The sequence below is a fragment of the Streptomyces sp. NPDC005761 genome, from assembly GCF_040630635.1.
GTDB lineage: Bacteria > Actinomycetota > Actinomycetes > Streptomycetales > Streptomycetaceae > Streptomyces.
This window is the reverse complement of sequence record NZ_JBEXXX010000056.1, coordinates 1-15105: the sequence shown is the minus strand read 5'-3', so window position 1 is coordinate 15105 and position 15105 is coordinate 1. Positions and strand designations below refer to the sequence as shown.

The following is a 15105-nucleotide window of genomic DNA, read 5'->3' as shown; positions in this document are numbered from 1 at the left end:
CAACGGTCCGCGATAAAATCCGGGTTCCGGAGGGACGGCACCGGGACTTCGACAGGAGAGGCGCCGGTATGACGGCATTCTCGCTCGATCCGGCACAGACCGCCTGGTGCGAGGAACTGCGCACCCTGGCCGCCGAACGGCTGCGCCCGCTCGCGGAGAAGGGCGAGCCGGGCCACGTCAACCGCCCGCTGGTGGCGGCGCTCGGCGAGCTCGGTCTGCTGGACCGGCTGCTCGGTTCCGGCGCGCTCGACCTGTGCCTGCTGCGCGAATCCCTCGCCCGCGGCTGCACGGAGGCCGAGACCGCCCTGGCGCTCCAGGGCCTCGGGACGTACCCCGTCGTGCAGGCGGGCACCCCCGCACACCGCGAGCGGTGGCTTCCCGAGGTCCGTGCGGGCCGCGCCGTCGCCGCCTTCGCGCTCAGCGAGCCGGGGGCCGGATCCGACGCGGCCGCCCTCGATCTGGAAGCCGTGGCCGCGCCCGACGGCTGGCGGCTGACCGGTGAGAAGTGCTGGATCTCCAACGCCCCGGAGGCGGACTTCTACACCGTCTTCGCCCGGACGACGGCCGGCGCCGGTGCGCGTGGCGTGACCGCCTTCCTGGTCCCCGCCGACCGTCCCGGGCTGACCGGCACCCCGCTGGACATGCTGTCCCCGCACCCGATCGGCGCCCTCCGCTTCGACGGCGTCCCGGTCACCCCCGACGACGTGCTCGGCGAACCGGACCGGGGCTTCCGCGTCGCCATGAACACCCTCAACCTCTTTCGGCCCAGCGTCGGCGCGTTCGCCATCGGCATGGCCCGCGCCGCCCTGGACGCCACCGTGGAGCACACCGCCACCCGCACCGCGTTCGGCGGACCGCTGAGCGACCTGCAGGCCGTCTCCCACCAGGTCGCGGAGATGGCCACCCGCACGGAGGCCGCCCGGCTTCTGGTGTACGCGGCCGCCGCCGCGTACGACGCGGGGGAGCCGGGCGTCCCGCGGCGGGCCGCGATGGCGAAGCTGTACGCCACCGAGACCGCGCAATACGTCGTGGACACGGCCGTCCAACTGCACGGCGCCCGCGCCCTGCGCCGCGGCCATATGCTCGAACACCTCTACCGCGAGGTCCGCGCCCCGCGCATCTACGAGGGAGCGAGCGAGGTCCAGCGCACCATCATCGCCAAGGAGCTGTACGCGAACCGGGAGCCGTCCGCATGAGCCCGATCCACCGGATCAACCCCGCCGAACTCTCACCCCCCACGGGCTTCTCGCACGCGGTCACCGCCACCGGGAGCCAACTGGTCTTCCTCGCCGGGCAGACGGCCCTGGACCAGCGGGGCGACATCACCGGGAGCACCCTGCCCGAGCAGTTCGCCACCGCGCTCACCAACCTCCTCAGCGCCCTGCGCGCGGCCGGCGGCGCCCCCGCCGACCTGGCACGGGTCACGGTCTACGCCACCGATGTCGCCGACTACCGGGCCAACGCCGCCGAACTGGGCCGGATCTGGCGCCGGCTGGCGGGACGCGACTACCCGGCGATGGCCGTCATCGGGGCGGCACGGCTCTGGGACGAACAGGCACTGGTCGAGATCGACGGGGTGGCGGTCCTGCCCTGAAGGCGTGAACGCCCTGTGCGGGCCCGGGAATCCGGTCCCGCACAGGGCGTTCAGGATGATCGCGACGATCGGCGCGCGCGATCAGTACGGCTGCACCAGCACGTGCGCCGCCCCCGGGATGCCGATCTTCAGGAGCTCGTCCTCCTCGGGCGTCGTCTCCCCGCCCGTCTCCTGCTTGAGCACGGCACGCGACATGGCCTGTACCCACATGGCACGCGGGCGACGACGGGCCTCCCAGGCATCGAGCGCGGCCGCCACGTCCGCCTCGGCGTCCAGCGACTCGGCGAGCACGAGCGCGTCCTCCACGGCCATCGCCGCACCCTGCGCGATGTGCGGGGTGCTCGCGTGCGCGGCGTCACCGGCCAGGACCACCCGGCCGACGTGCCAGGGCTCCTCGACGGTCACCTGGGAGATCCGCGAGTACACGACCGCCTCCGGACCGCTGACGGCGGCGAGGGCCTCGGCGACCGGGCCGGAGAACATCGGCAGCCGCTCCTTGAGCTGCTCGTGCGCCTTCTCGGCGTCGGGCCGGAAGTCCTCGGCCTCGGCGAACACCGTGCCCAGGTACATCAGTTCGTCCGTGATCGGGGTGAGCAGGGCCTTGGCGGCCTGGCCCGCGGTGCCCATGACGACGCCCTTGACCTGCTCCTGGCGGGCCATCGTGACACGCCAGTTGGCGAAGCCGGTGTACTCGGGAACGTAGCGGTCGCCGTACAGCCGGGTGCGCAACGGCGAGCCGATGCCGTCGAAGCCCACGACCAGGTCCCAGCGCGCGGCCGAACCGTCGGACAGCGTGACGTCCACGCCCTCGCCGTCGTCGGTGAGCTCCGTGATGGTCGCGCCGAAGCGGATCGTGGCCCCGGCCGCCGTGGCGGCGGTGCCGAGGATCCGGGCGAGCTCGGGGCGCGGGATGCCGTTGTTGGACGGGGCGTCGCCCATGCGGGGCTGCGGGATCTCGGCCAGGGTGTTGCCGGCCGGGTCGGCGATGGTCAGGACCTCCCATTCGAAGCCCGCCTTGAGGCAGTCGTCGAGGACCCCGATCTCCCGCATGACGTGCAGGGCGTTGGACGGCTGGATGATGCCGACGCCCAGGGCCTCCAGCTCGTCGCGCAGTTCGGCGACCTCGACGGTGTGGCCGCGCCGGGCGAGGGCGGTGGCGAGGGTCAGTCCGCCGATGCCGCCGCCGTGGATCAGGACGCGCAGAGGTGTTGCCATATCGGTTCTCTCCAGTGCGGAAATGGTGCGAAGGAGCGGGGGGAGGGCGATCAGCCGGCCGCGACGGGCAGGCTCATCAGGTGGTCCACCAGGGCCAGCAGCACGTCACGTCCGAACGGCCGCTCGCGTACGTCGCCGACCAGCAGGGGGACATGCGGATCGAGGTCCAGGGCCGCTCGGACCTCGTCCAGAGTGCGGGTGTTGTGCCCGTGGAAGCAGTTGATCGCCACGACGAACGGGATGTCCCGGCTCTCGAAGAAGTCGATCGAGGCGAAGCTGGTTTCCAGCCGCCGGGTGTCGGCGATCACGACGCCGCCGAGGGCCCCGTTGACCAGGTCGTTCCACATGAACCAGAAGCGCTCCTGGCCCGGTGTGCCGAACAGGTAGACGACGAGCTCCGGACTGACCGTGATCCGGCCGAAGTCCAGGGCCACGGTGGTCGTGTCCTTCTGTCCCACACCGGCCAGGTCGTCGACGCCGATGCTGGCCTTGGTCAGGAACTCCTCGGTGCGCAGGGGCGCGACCTCGCTGACGGCGCCCACGAGGGTGGTCTTGCCGACGCCGAAACCGCCGGCGATCAGGATCTTTACGGCGGCGGGGGCCGCCTGACTGATGGTCATCTTGGCTCAGAGTCTCCCGAGTCCGTCGCGAAGGGCGGCCAGCATTCCCATGTCGGCGCCACCGGCCGCCCGGGCCACCGAAAGGGGCGCACGGGCGAGCAGCAGGCCCTGGGCGACCAGGTCCGCCAGCAGGATCTTGGTCACCGACACCGGGAGGTTGAGGTCGGCGGACACCTCGGCGACCGCGGCCGGACGCAGACAGCGTTCCAGGATCATCCGGTGCTCCGGCTGGAGCCTGCCCGGATGGACCGGTGCGCCGTGCCCGTCCCGTGGGTCGTGCGCGGTCGTCAGCACGGTGATGAGGGTGAAGTCGTCCCGCTCGGGAGCGGTCCGGCCACGGGTGATCGTGTACGGGCGCACCATGGTGCCCGCGCCGTCCTCCTCCGTCTCCTCGTCCTCCCAGTGCGGGGTCACGCGCGCGGCCCGTCCCCGCCGCCGAAGGCGTTGAAGTCGCCCCGCACCGGGGTGCTGAGCTTCTGGCCGACCTGCTGGACGAGGTTGTGCATGGCGAGCGACATGATCTCGGCGTCCACCTCCTGGGAGGCGACGACGGCCAGATGTGTGCCCTGGGCCGCGGAGATGATGAAGAGCCACAGATCCGACAGCTCGACGATCACCTGGTGCACGCCGCCGCCGTTGAAGAGCTGGCCCACACCACGGGCCAGGCTCTGCTGGCCGGTGCAGATGGCGGCCAGCCGCTCGGCGTCGGACCGCTCGACGGTGCGCGAGTGGCTCACCACCAGCCCGTCGTCGGAGAGCAGCACGGCGTTCAGGGTCTCGGCCACCGAGTCCACAAGACCGTCGAGCAGCCAGTCGAGGTCCTGGTGAGTGGCGGTTGTGCGTGTCATGACCGTTCTTCTCTCGTGGGGAGGGGTGCGGGAGGGTCGGGCTGCGTCGGCGGCTCGTCGGTCGCGCGTGCCGCGCGGGACCGGCGCTGGAAGGCTCCGATGGCGGCACCGGCGCGGCGCGGGGCCGGACGGGACTGCGGGTTCGCCGACCGGCCCGGCGACGGGGACGCCGCAGGCGCGGCGGCCGGAGTGATCCGCAGTTCGTCCGCGAGGCTGGCCTGTCGCACCCGGCGAGGCAACGGGGGTTCCGTGGCGGGTGCCGCCGGCAGTGCGGGCCGCCCCGGCCCGCCCTCCCGGCCGGTCGTACCGGCCGCCGGGGGAGCCGCATGGTCGGGTTCGGCCACCGGGAGCTGTCCCGGGTGCCCGGCTGCCAGTTCCGGCTGCCGGGGCCCGGGCACCTGATAGCCGGTCCGCTCGGGGACGCCCGCCGCGTACGGTCCCGGGTACGGCTGGGGCGGAGACACGTACGGCTCCTCGGGCGTCTGGTAGGGCTGGTGCGGTACCGGGTACTGGCCCTCGGCCTTCATGTACGGCTGCTCGGTGTCCGCGTACGTGTCCTGGTGGGACGTGCCGTACGCGGTGTCGCCCAGGTTGTCGTACGGGCCCTGGTCCGTGCCGCCGTAAGGGGAGGCGGGTACGGCTTGGCCGTACGTACTTCCCGGCGTGCTGTCGGCGTACGGGGTGTACGGGGTCACCGGGTCACCGAACGGGTTGTCGGCGGGGGCCGGCTGCGGCTGCTCCTCCCGGTCGGGGAAGGGCTCGTCCGCCACCGTGTAGGGCGCACCGGTGGTGTCGAACGGTGCGCCCGAGGCGTGCAGTGCCGTGACACCGGCGAGGGCCTGGCCGCGGCCGCGGCTGGGCAGGGCGTCGGCGCCGCTGGCCGGGGAGGGTTCCGGGGCCGGTGCGGTGTCCGCGCTCTCGGGGGAGGGGACGGCTACCGGGCCGGAGTGCGGGCCGGGGACGGTGAGCGCGTCCGGGACGAGCACGACGACGCGGGTGCCGCCGAAGGCCGACTGGCGGAACTCCACCCGCAGGCCGTGCTGGTCGGCGAGACGCGCGATCACGTACAGGCCGAGGCGGATGTCGTCGGCGTGCGCCAGCACGTCCATCCGGGGCGGCTTGCTCATCAGCTCGTTGGCCTCGGCGAGCTGCTCCTCCTCCATGCCGAGCCCGCGGTCCTCGACCTCGATGGCCAGACCCCGGCTGACCCGGGCCGCCCTGACCTCGACGGGACTGGGCGGCTTGGAGAAGGTGAGTGCGTTCTCGATCAGCTCCGCCAGTACGTGGGAGACCGGGCCGACGGCCCGCTCCGAGAGCCACGGGGCGCCGTCCAGATCCAGCACCACACGCTGGTAGTCCTGCACCTCGCCCTGGGCGGAGCGCATGACGTCCAGCAGCGGTACGGGCTTGCGCCAGCGCCGGTGCGGGGAGCCGCCCGCGAGGATCACGAGGTTCTCCTCGTAGCGCCGCAGGCGGGCTGTGAGGTGATCGAGGTCGAAGAGGCCGTCCAGCACCTCGGGGTCCTCGTGCTTGCGCTCCAGCTCGTCCAGCTTCTTCAGCTGCTGGCCGATCAACTGCTGGGTGCGGCGCGCGATGCGCTGCAGCAGCCGCTCGAAGCCCCGGTGCTGGTCGGCCTGGTTGACCGCCGCCTGGAGGGCGCTGGTGCGGGCCAGGTCGAGGGCGTGACCGAGCTGGGTCAGCTCGTCGGCCTTGCCCCCCTCCTTGCGGTCGTGACCGATGGCGCGGGCCTCGGTCTCGACATCGATGCGTTCGCCCTTGCCGAGTCGCTCGACGACATCGGGCAGCGCCTTCTCCAGTTCCTCCGCCCGCTCCTGGAGCCGGCCGATCCGGCGGCGCAGGTTGCGGGTGAGGCGCCAGGTGATCCAGATGACGGCGATGACGGCGACGAGGCCGATGACCGTGGTGAGGATGACCCTGATCAGCAGGGAGAGGACACTGTCCTTGCCGTTCGCGACGACCAGGTCGGTGCGGTGCTCCATCAGCTTCATCAGCTGGGGGGTGACCTGGTCCATCGCGCCGCGCCAGGTCGCCTCCTTCGCGCGGAGGCTGACGAAACCGGCACTGTCCGCGTCCGCGGGGCGCAGAACCTCCGTCTCCACCCGGGTCTTGGTCTTCCAGGCCGAACTGGCGGCGATCTCCTCCCACATGGCCTTCTCGTCCGCCGGGAGGTAGGGGACCACCTTGGTGGCGTACTGGAAGGACTGGCCGGAAACGGCCTGACGGACCTCCTGGAGGTCTGCCGTGCTCAGCTTGCCCCGGACCCAGCCGCGGGCCAGCAGGGCGTCCGAGCGCGAGATCATCTCCTTGGCCCAGAACAGGTCGACCAGCGGCTGCGACAGCGTGGTGATCTCGCCGTTGTCCACATGGCTGAGCGCGGTGAAGAGCTTCAGGTCGACGGCTATCAGGTCCGTGTAGTAGCGGTACACGGCCTTCTGCTGGTCGTTGTCCCCCTCGTCGACGAGGGAGCGCTGGGCCGGGAGTTGGGTGATCGCCGTACGGGCCCGGACGACCGCGTCCCGGACCTCGTCCGGGGCGTCGTCGGTGGCGATGTCCGACAGGGACTGGAACCCGGTGATCGCTTCGTCGGTCAGCTTGCGCTGCTTGCGCAGCTCGTCGGTGACACCTCCGTGGCGGGCCAGAGCTTCGGCACTCAGCCGCCGCTCCTCCTGCAGGTTGTAGTACACGATGTTGGACGGCTGGCCGGCCTTCTGGGCCAACAGCCCCTGGGCTGCCTGCCTCTGGAAGTCGAGCAGAGTCTGACCACTGGTGACGGCCCAGAGGGCGGCCAGTGCTACACCGGGGACGATGGCCAGTACGAGCAGGGCCGTCCGCAGCGACATTGTGGTCGAGCCGCTCCGCCTTGACGCGCGCGTGCGCAGGGCATGCTCCTTGACGATGATGCCAGCCTCACGACTGGTCAAATCCGTTGGAAACTTCGACACATAGATATTAGTCACACTGCAAAAAAGGAAAGGAAGCGGGCTCACATGTGCATCACCGATCATGCACAGAACCACCATCAACGCGCGGAGCTGTCCGGAAAGTGACGTTACGGCGGCGGCCGCAAGAAGCGGATGCGGCGCTTCGAGGAGCCGTCGCGCAGCGGGCCGACGGTCAATCACTGTCCGTGCGGCGCGCCGTACGGGTGAAGTGTGGCTGGGGATATATCTGTACTTAGTGCTCATTGTCTGTTCTGTGGCCTCTCCCGCCACGCCTGCCGTATGACCGCGCTCGTCCTCTGCCACTTCGTCCTCGCCGCGTGCGCACGGCCGCTGGTGGGGCGGCTCGGCGCGCGCGCCTTCGTGGTCCTCGCGCTGCCCCCGGCCGCCACCACCTGCTGGGCGTTCACCCAGTGGGACACGGCGGCCTCCGGCGCCTCGGTCACCTGGTCGTGGGCCTGGATCCCCGCGTACGACGTCTCCGTCGCGCTGCGCCTGGACGCCCTCGCCGAACTCATGGTGCTGCTCGCGGCGGGCGTCGGCACGCTCGTCCTGCTCTACTGCGCCTCCTACTTCACCGACGACACCCCGCAACTGGCCGGATTCGCCGGGAACCTGCTCGCCTTCGCCGGCGCCATGCTCGCCCTCGTCCTCAGCGACGACCTGATCACGCTCTACGTCTTCTGGGAGCTGACCACGGTCTTCTCCTACCTGCTGATCGGCTACGACAGCGAGCAACGGCACAGTCGCCGCTCCGCCCTCCAGGCGCTCACCGTCACCACCCTCGGCGGACTCGCCATGCTGATCGGCTTCCTGATCATCGGTCAGGCGTCGGGCACCTACCGCATCTCCGCGATCCTCGCCGACCCGCCCCCCGCCGGCCTCGCCGTCTCCGTGGCCGTGGTGCTGATCCTGTGCGGGGCCCTGTCGAAATCGGCGATCTGGCCGTTCAGCCTCTGGCTCCCGAACGCCATGGCGGCGCCCACCCCCGTCAGCGCGTATCTGCACGCCGCCGCCATGGTCAAAGCGGGCGTCTACCTGGTCGCACGGCTAGCCCCGGGCTTCGCCGACGTACCCGTCTGGCGGCCCGTCGTGATGGTCCTCGGTGCCGCGACGATGCTGCTCGGTGGCTGGCGGGCCCTGCGGCTCAACGACCTGAAGATCGTCCTCGCCTACGGCACCGTCAGCCAGCTCGGCTTCCTCACGCTGCTCGCAGGTGTCGGCAACCGCGACGCGGCACTGGCCGCCGCCGTCATGATCCTCGGCCACGCCCTGTTCAAGGCCCCGCTGTTCCTCGTCACCGGAATCGTCGACCATGCGGCCGGCACCCGTGACCTGCGCAGACTCTCCGGCGTCGGGCGGTCGCTGCCGCACGTGTGCGCCGTCGCCGTGACCGCCGCGGCCTCCATGGCCGCACTGCCCCCGCTGCTCGGGTTCGCCGCGAAGGAGGCCGCCTTCGACGCGCTGCTCCACGGCGACGCGGCGGACCGCTGGGCGCTGGGCATCACGGTGGCGGGGTCGATGCTGACCGTCGCGTACACCGTCCGGTTCGTCTGGGGCGCCTTCTGGCGCAAACCCGGGATCGCCGACACCCCCGTCCACCGGGTCGGCTGGGCCTTCCTCGCCCCGCCCGCCCTGCTCGCCGCCTGCGGGCTGGTCCTCGGCCCCGGCGTGGGGTGGACCGACCGGCTCCTGAGCGCGTACGCGGACGACCTCCCCGCCCCCGCCCACCCGTACCACCTCGCGCTCTGGCACGGCTGGGGCACCGCCCTGCTGCTGTCCGCCGTCGCCACTGCCGGCGGTGCGGTGCTCTTCGCCGCGCGCGGCCCGGTCGTCAGGCTCTCCCGGCGGATCGCGTGGCCGACGGCGGACAACGTCTTCGGCCATCTGCTGCTGGGCCTCGAACGGCTCTCGCTCCAGATCACCGGCTTCGTCCAGCGCGGCTCCCTGTCGGTCTACCTCGCCACCACCCTGCTCGTGATGCTCGCCGGCCAGCTCACCGTGCTCGGCGTCGACCGGCCGTGGCACGGGGCCGCGGCGCCGCGGCTGTGGGACGTACCGCTGCAGGGTGCCGTCGCGGCGCTGACCTGCGCGGCGGCGTTGTTCTGCCTGACCGTCAGGCGCCGCATGAAGGCGGTGGTGCTGGCCGGACTGACCGGGTACGGGACGGCGCTGCTGTTCGTCGTCCAGGGCGGACCGGACCTGGCCCTCACACAGTTCTGCGTGGAGACCGTGTCGATGATCGTGTTCGTGCTGGTGCTGCGGCGGATGCCGGTGCACTTCCAGGAGTCGGTCAGCACCTGGCGGCGGGCCGTCCGGATCCCGGTGGCGCTCGCGGCGGCGGCCACCCTCAGTGTGGTGGTGTGGGTCGCGGCGGCCGCACGCACCGCGGATCCTGCGGGCGACGCCATGGTCGAGGAGACCGCGCACCACGGCCTCAAGGACGTGGTGGCCACGATCCTGGTGGACCTGCGGGCCTGGGACACGATGGGGGAGTCCGCCGTCCTGGCCACCGCGGCGATCGGCGTGACGAGTCTGATCTACCTGCACCGCCGCGCCGAGGGAACCGCGGCACCGTCGGAGGTGCGGGGGCGCACCGCCTGGTCGGTCACCACGACCCCGCTGACAGGGCTGCCACAGGGCGATGAGGGCGCGCCGGAGCGCAGCTGGCTGGCGGCCGGCTCCACGCTCGCGCCCGAGCACCGCTCCGTCGTCTTCGAGGTGGTGGCCCGGCTGCTGTTCCACCCGATCCTGGTGCTCTCGGTGTATCTGCTGTTCTGCGCGGAGAACATGCCCGGCGGCGGATTCGTCGCCGGACTCGTCGCCGGGGTCGCGCTGATCACCCGCTACCTGGCGGGCGGACGCTTCGAACTCGCCGAGGCCGCGCCCCTGCAGCCCGGGCTCTTCACCGGCCTCGGCCTGTTCCTGTCCACCGGAGTGGCGCTGCTCGGCCTCGCGGACGGTACGGTCCTGCACGCCTGGACCCACCACGGACACCTGCCGCTGATCGGCGACTACCACTTCGGTACGCCGGTGATCTTCGACTGCGGGGTCTATCTGCTGGTCCTGGGCGTGGTGCTGGACATCGTGCGGGCCCTCGGGGCCAAGATCGACCGGCAGATCGAGCGGGCGGCGGCCGAACAGGCGGCGGCCGGGCCCGCACCCGGCCCCGCCCCCGGAACGGGAGGCGCCACCCCATGACCGTCAGCGTCTCGCTCCTGGCCACCGCCGCGGTCCTGTGCGCGGTCGGTGGCATCCTCATGCTCACCCGGCCCCTCACCCGGATCCTGCTCGGCGCGGTCATCGCGGGCAACGGCATCAACCTGCTCGTCCTGTCCACGACCGGGTCGGCCGGGCGCGAACCCCTGCTCTACGGCGTCGAACTGGGCCGGGTCACCGACCCGCTGCCCCAGGCCATCGCCCTCACCGCCATCGTCATCACGCTGGCCACCACGGCCTTCCTCCTCGCCATGGCCTACCGCAGCCATCAGCTGACCGGCACGGACGAGGTGCACGACGACGACGAGGACCGCCGCATCGTGCTGCGTGCCGAGGTGCTGGGGGAGCGCGACGAACTGCGCGAGCAGTACCGCGCCGCCTCGGACCGCACGGTCCAGGAGCGCCGCCGCTACCGCGAGGAGCGCCGCCGTCTGCGGGCCAGGCTGCGTGCCGACCGCGCCCTCCAGGCCCGCGGCCGGGACGCGAGCGGGGACCTGTGGCACGACGTGCTGGGCGCGGACCCGGAGGACTACGCGGCCCGGCGCCCCACGGACCGGCCCGAGACCCCCAGCACCCCCGACGACGTGAACCGAGGAGACACCGGGTGAACGCACTCGTCCCCCTGCCGGTGCTGCTGCCGCTCTGCGCCACCGGCCTGAGCCTCGCCTTCGGCACCCGGCTCAAACAGTTCCAGCGCTTCATCAGCGTCGCCGTGCTCACGGCCGTGCTGGGCCTGTCGGTCGCCCTGATGATCGCCGCCGACAGGAACGGCCCGCTCAGCGTGCACCTCGGCGACTTCGCGCCGCCGCTCGGCATCACCCTGGTCGCCGACCGGCTCTCCGGGCTGATGCTGACCGTCTCCTCGGCCGTCACCCTCTGCGTCCTCGTCTACTCCCTGGGCCAGGGCATGGCCGACCGGGACGAGGAGACGCCGGTCGCGGTCTTCCACCCCGCGTACCTGATCCTGGTCGCCGGGGTCTCCTGCACCTTCCTGGCCGGCGACCTCGTCAACCTGTACGTCGGTTTCGAGATCATGCTGGTCGCCAGCTTCGTCCTGCTCACCCTCGGTGGCACCGGCTCCCGGATCCGGGCGGGCTCCACGTACGTGATCATCTCCCTGTTCTCCTCGATGCTCTTCCTCACCGCCATCGCCATGACCTACGCGGCGACCGGCACCGCCAACTTCGCCCAGCTGGCCGGCCGCCTCGCCGAACTCCCGTTGGGCGTCCAGACCCTGATCCAGGCGATGCTGCTGACCGTCTTCGCCATCAAGGCCGCCGTCTTCCCTCTCGCCGCCTGGCTTCCCGACTCCTACCCGACCGCTCCGGCCCCCGTCACCGCGGTCTTCGCCGGACTGCTCACCAAGGTCGGCGTCTACTGCATGCTGCGCACCGAGACCCTGCTCTTCCCCGGCAACCGGCTCGGCGACCTCCTGATGGCCGCGGCGCTCGCCTCGATGGTCGTCGGCATCTTCGGCGCCGTCGCCCAGACCGACCTGAAGCGGCTGCTCTCCTTCACCCTCATCAGTCACATCGGCTACATGGTCTTCGGCATCGGCCTCGCCACCCGCCAGGCGTACAGCGGCGCCATCGTCTACGTCGTCCACCACATCACCGTCCAGACCACGCTGTTCCTGGTGGCCGGACTGATCGAGCGTCGGGGCGGTACGACCGAGCTCACCCGGCTCGGCGGCATCGCCAGAGCCGCCCCGCTGCTCGCCGTCCTCTTCTTCGTACCCGCGATGAACCTGGCCGGCATCCCGCCGCTCTCCGGCTTCATCGGCAAGCTCGGACTCATGCGCGCCGGTGTCGCCGACGGCAGCGTCTGGGCGTGGATCCTCGTCATCGGCTCCACGGTGACCAGCCTGCTCACGCTGTACGTGATGGCCAAGGTCTGGAACCTCGCGTTCTGGCGGGCCGCACCCCCCGGCCAGGCCGCGGACGGCACGGTCCTGGAGTCGGACGACGACACCGACGACGACACCGACGAAGGCCCCGACCGGATGCCGGGCACCGGCGACGAAGGGGTACGCCCCCGCCACGAGCCGGCCGGACGCGCGGTCGCGGCCACCCTCCACGGCCATGCCGTCACGACCACGACCAGACTGCCGCACCTGATGACCTGGGCCACCGCCGCGACGGTCGCGCTCGGGCTCGCCTACACCGTGTTCGCCGGCCCCCTGACTTCGTACACCGACCGCTCGGCCGCCGAACTCATCGCGCGTGCCCCGTATATCGAGGCGGTGCTCGGCCGGTGAAGCGCCTGATCACGTTCCCTCGCCGGAACAACGCACTGCCACCCCTCAGCTGTGAGTTCGGCGGCCGCCGGCCGCGCGTGCTCGACCTCCCGCTGATCGCCTGGCTCACCGTCATCTGGGTACTGCTCTGGTCCAGCCTCAACTGGGCCAACGTGCTGACCGGCGCCGTGGTCGCGGTGACCGTCTGTCTGGCGTTCCCCCTGCCGCAGGTCGACCTGGGGCTGCGGCTGCACCCCTGGGGCATCCTGCGGCTGGCCGCCTATCTGTTCTACGACATGTACACCTCCGGCGTGAAGGTGACCCGGCAGATCTTCGCGGACCACCCGCACCGGCCCGCCGTCATCGCCGTACCACTGCGCTGTCGCTCGGACCTGATGCTCACGGCGACGGCTGTGGCGGTGTCGAACGTGCCGGGCGGGTCGGTCGTCGAGGTACGCCGCGCCACCGCCACCGTCTTCGTGCACGTCCTCGACGCGGACCTGCCCTTCGAGCTGGACGCGGCCCGGCGTTCGGTCTGGCGCATGGAGGAACTGACCGTCCGGGCCTTCGGGACCCGCGACGAGATCGACCGCGTCGCCGTCCCGCCCCCGCCCGCCCCGCACACCGGCGAGCGGCCGGGAGACCAGGAGGAGGGCGCATGAGTGTGCCGGAGACCGTCGACCGGGTGCTGCTGACCGCATCCGTCGTCCTGATCGTCGTCGCCGGAGCGGGCCTGCTGTTCCGCATCTGGCGCGGCCCCTCCATGCTGGACAGGGCGCTCTCGCTGGACGTCTGCGCGGCCCTCATCATCTCCGGGCTCGGCGCCAAGTCCGCCTTCGCGCGGGATCCGTTCTACTTCCCGATCATGCTGGTACTGGCCTTCCTCGGATTCACGGGATCGGTCGGCATCGCCCGCTTCATCGCGGTCCGCGACCGGCCGCCGGGCCGCCCGCGGGCCGACAAGGAGACACCATGAGTCTCTGGCTCCAGATCGCGGACACGGCGGGCGCGGTCCTGCTGCTGATCGGCGCGGCCATCTGCCTGCTCGGTGTGATCGGCATGCTGCGGCTGCGGGACGTCCTGTCCCGCAGCCACGCCGCGACGAAGCCGCAGTCCCTCGGCATGCTGCTGGTGCTGGCCGGGGTCGCGCTGCGGCTGCGCAGCGGCATGGACCTCGCGACGCTGGCGCTGATCGGCTTCTTCCAGCTGATGACCGGGCCGGTGGCCGCACACCTGGTCGCGCGCTCCGCCTACCGCACGGGGCAGATCGACCACAGGGAACTGCTCTTCGACGAACTGGACGAGCAGCTCACCGAGGAGAGCTGAGCCGGCACCGGCTCAGCCGTCCCGCTCGAGCGCCGGGTACTCGCCCTGCTACAGCGGCAGCGGTCGGTGCAACTGAGTGGGCCGCACCGCCGCCCCGGAGTGGGACGAGGTGCGGCCCGAGGCCGTCGGATGCCGACCGGACTCCCCTACTTCGGATCGTCGTTGAACTTCGAGGTCGACCAGAAGTAGCCGAGGACGGTGAGGGCCAGGCACCAGGCGAGGGTGAGCCAGCCGTTGTAGCCGATCTCGGTGCCGAGCAGCAGGCCGCGGAGCGTTTCGATGGCGGGCGTGAAGGGCTGGTATTCGGCGATGGGCCGGAACCAGCCGGGCATGGTGTCGACGGGGATGAACGCGCTGGAGAGGAGGGGGAGAAGAATCATGGGCAGCGCGTTGTTGCTGGCGGCTTCGGCGTTGGGGCTGATGAGGCCCATGCCGACCGCGATCCAGGTGAACGCGGTCGCGAAGAGGACGAGCAGTCCGAAGGCGGCGAGCCATTCGAGGAGGGTGGCGTCGGTGGAGCGGAAGCCGATGGCCACGGCGACCGCCCCGACGAGGATGACGCTGGCGATGCACTGCAGGACGCTGCCGACGACGTGTCCGACGAGGACGGAGCCGCGGTGGATGGCCATGGTGCGGAAACGGGCGATGATGCCTTCGGTCATGTCGTTGGAGACGGAGACGGCGGTGCCGATGGTGGTGGAGCCGATGGTCATGAGCAGCAGGCCGGGGACGATGTAGGCGATGTAGTCGGAGCGGTCCGCGTTGCCGCCGCCGATGCCGGCGCTCATGACGTCGCCGAAGATGTAGACGAAGAGCAGGAGCAGCATGATCGGGGTGAGCAGGAGGTTCAGCGTGAGGGAGGGGTAGCGCCGGGCGTGCAGGAGGTTCCGGCGCAGCATGGTGTGGGAGTCGCGGACGGCGAGGGCAAGGGCGCTCATCGGACTGTCTCCTTGGACTGGCTGGGCTGGGCAGGCTGGTTGGTGCCTGTCAGTGCGAAGAACACGTCGTCGAGGTCGGGGGTGTGGACGGTGAGTTCGTCCGCCTCGATGCCGGCGGAGTCGAGCCAGTCGAGGATGGAGCGCAGTTC

At 71.4% G+C, this 15105-nt stretch carries 14 protein-coding genes and 1 pseudogene; 8 read left to right on the top strand and 7 right to left on the bottom strand.

From position 1 onward, the window contains the following. Positions 1–68 precede the first annotated feature (68 nt). Complete coding sequence (locus ABZ434_RS32865; protein ID WP_359144625.1) at positions 69–1196, top strand: acyl-CoA dehydrogenase family protein; 1128 nt, start codon at positions 69–71, stop codon at positions 1194–1196. Then, positions 1193–1594 (top strand): RidA family protein, encoded by a 402-nt coding sequence (locus tag ABZ434_RS32860; protein WP_359144622.1) that lies wholly within the window; start codon positions 1193–1195, stop codon positions 1592–1594. Before ABZ434_RS32865 ends, ABZ434_RS32860 begins: the two co-directional genes overlap by 4 nt. 81 nt (positions 1595–1675) lie before the next feature. On the opposite strand, the gene ABZ434_RS32855 is transcribed toward ABZ434_RS32860, so the two are convergent. The 5 genes from ABZ434_RS32855 to ABZ434_RS32835 are packed head-to-tail and all read right to left on the bottom strand — an operon-like array spanning position 1676 to position 7138. Beyond that, positions 1676–2809, bottom strand: coding sequence for an FAD-dependent monooxygenase (locus ABZ434_RS32855; protein ID WP_359144619.1), 1134 nt, complete (start codon positions 2807–2809; stop codon positions 1676–1678). A gap of 50 nt (positions 2810–2859) precedes the next feature. After that, positions 2860–3429, bottom strand: coding sequence for an ATP/GTP-binding protein (locus tag ABZ434_RS32850; RefSeq protein WP_359144616.1), 570 nt, complete (start codon positions 3427–3429; stop codon positions 2860–2862). Between the two features lie 6 nt (positions 3430–3435). After that, on the bottom strand, positions 3436–3792 hold the full coding sequence (locus tag ABZ434_RS32845) for a DUF742 domain-containing protein (protein ID WP_359144709.1): 357 nt from the start codon (positions 3790–3792) through the stop codon (positions 3436–3438). Positions 3793–3839: 47 nt separating this feature from the next. Then, positions 3840–4277 (bottom strand): roadblock/LC7 domain-containing protein, encoded by a 438-nt coding sequence (locus ABZ434_RS32840; RefSeq protein ID WP_359144614.1) that lies wholly within the window; start codon positions 4275–4277, stop codon positions 3840–3842. Beyond that, the gene (locus ABZ434_RS32835) at positions 4274–7138 is read right to left on the bottom strand and encodes a nitrate- and nitrite sensing domain-containing protein (RefSeq protein ID WP_359144611.1); all 2865 of its coding nucleotides are present in this window, start codon (positions 7136–7138) and stop codon (positions 4274–4276) included. Before ABZ434_RS32835 ends, ABZ434_RS32840 begins: the two co-directional genes overlap by 4 nt. Before the next feature lie 381 nt (positions 7139–7519). Between ABZ434_RS32835 and ABZ434_RS32830 the strand changes: the two genes are divergently transcribed. From ABZ434_RS32830 to mnhG, 6 genes are read left to right on the top strand one after another with little or no spacing between them, the layout of a single operon-like run. Next, entirely contained in the window at positions 7520–10438 is a 2919-nt protein-coding gene (locus ABZ434_RS32830; protein ID WP_359144608.1) for a Na+/H+ antiporter subunit A, read from the top strand. Next, positions 10435–11064 (top strand): Na(+)/H(+) antiporter subunit C, encoded by a 630-nt coding sequence (locus ABZ434_RS32825; RefSeq protein WP_359144605.1) that lies wholly within the window; start codon positions 10435–10437, stop codon positions 11062–11064. Before ABZ434_RS32830 ends, ABZ434_RS32825 begins: the two co-directional genes overlap by 4 nt. Then, entirely contained in the window at positions 11061–12713 is a 1653-nt protein-coding gene (locus tag ABZ434_RS32820) for a Na+/H+ antiporter subunit D (protein ID WP_359144602.1), read from the top strand. Before ABZ434_RS32825 ends, ABZ434_RS32820 begins: the two co-directional genes overlap by 4 nt. Further along, the gene (locus ABZ434_RS32815; protein ID WP_359144599.1) at positions 12710–13354 is read left to right on the top strand and encodes a Na+/H+ antiporter subunit E; all 645 of its coding nucleotides are present in this window, start codon (positions 12710–12712) and stop codon (positions 13352–13354) included. The genes ABZ434_RS32820 and ABZ434_RS32815 overlap by 4 nt, the downstream gene beginning before the upstream one ends. After that, positions 13351–13668 carry a monovalent cation/H+ antiporter complex subunit F gene (locus ABZ434_RS32810; protein WP_359144596.1) on the top strand — a complete coding sequence of 106 codons (318 nt, stop codon included), beginning with the start codon at positions 13351–13353 and terminating at the stop codon, positions 13666–13668. The genes ABZ434_RS32815 and ABZ434_RS32810 overlap by 4 nt, the downstream gene beginning before the upstream one ends. Continuing rightward, on the top strand, positions 13665–14018 hold the full coding sequence (gene mnhG / locus ABZ434_RS32805) for a monovalent cation/H(+) antiporter subunit G (protein WP_359144593.1): 354 nt from the start codon (positions 13665–13667) through the stop codon (positions 14016–14018). The genes ABZ434_RS32810 and mnhG overlap by 4 nt, the downstream gene beginning before the upstream one ends. A 146-nt stretch (positions 14019–14164) precedes the next feature. Here mnhG and ABZ434_RS32800 read toward each other — a convergent pair whose 3' ends face one another. After that, the gene (locus tag ABZ434_RS32800; RefSeq protein WP_359144590.1) at positions 14165–14956 is read right to left on the bottom strand and encodes an ABC transporter permease; all 792 of its coding nucleotides are present in this window, start codon (positions 14954–14956) and stop codon (positions 14165–14167) included. Continuing rightward, a pseudogene (locus tag ABZ434_RS32795) lies at positions 14953–15105 on the bottom strand (ABC transporter); the annotation flags it as partial. The pseudogene ABZ434_RS32795 and the gene ABZ434_RS32800, both read right to left, overlap by 4 nt.

Coding starts and splice junctions, on each gene's coding strand:
- ABZ434_RS32840 (WP_359144614.1), bottom strand. CDS start 4,277: ATGACACGCACAACCGCCACTCACCAGGACCTCGACTGGCTGCTCGAC.
- ABZ434_RS32860 (WP_359144622.1), top strand. CDS start 1,193: ATGAGCCCGATCCACCGGATCAACCCCGCCGAACTCTCACCCCCCACG.
- ABZ434_RS32830 (WP_359144608.1), top strand. CDS start 7,520: ATGACCGCGCTCGTCCTCTGCCACTTCGTCCTCGCCGCGTGCGCACGG.
- ABZ434_RS32845 (WP_359144709.1), bottom strand. CDS start 3,792: ATGGTGCGCCCGTACACGATCACCCGTGGCCGGACCGCTCCCGAGCGG.
- mnhG (WP_359144593.1), top strand. CDS start 13,665: ATGAGTCTCTGGCTCCAGATCGCGGACACGGCGGGCGCGGTCCTGCTG.
- ABZ434_RS32855 (WP_359144619.1), bottom strand. CDS start 2,809: ATGGCAACACCTCTGCGCGTCCTGATCCACGGCGGCGGCATCGGCGGA.
- ABZ434_RS32835 (WP_359144611.1), bottom strand. CDS start 7,138: ATGTCGCTGCGGACGGCCCTGCTCGTACTGGCCATCGTCCCCGGTGTA.
- ABZ434_RS32825 (WP_359144605.1), top strand. CDS start 10,435: ATGACCGTCAGCGTCTCGCTCCTGGCCACCGCCGCGGTCCTGTGCGCG.
- ABZ434_RS32865 (WP_359144625.1), top strand. CDS start 69: ATGACGGCATTCTCGCTCGATCCGGCACAGACCGCCTGGTGCGAGGAA.
- ABZ434_RS32800 (WP_359144590.1), bottom strand. CDS start 14,956: ATGAGCGCCCTTGCCCTCGCCGTCCGCGACTCCCACACCATGCTGCGC.
- ABZ434_RS32810 (WP_359144596.1), top strand. CDS start 13,351: ATGAGTGTGCCGGAGACCGTCGACCGGGTGCTGCTGACCGCATCCGTC.
- ABZ434_RS32850 (WP_359144616.1), bottom strand. CDS start 3,429: ATGACCATCAGTCAGGCGGCCCCCGCCGCCGTAAAGATCCTGATCGCC.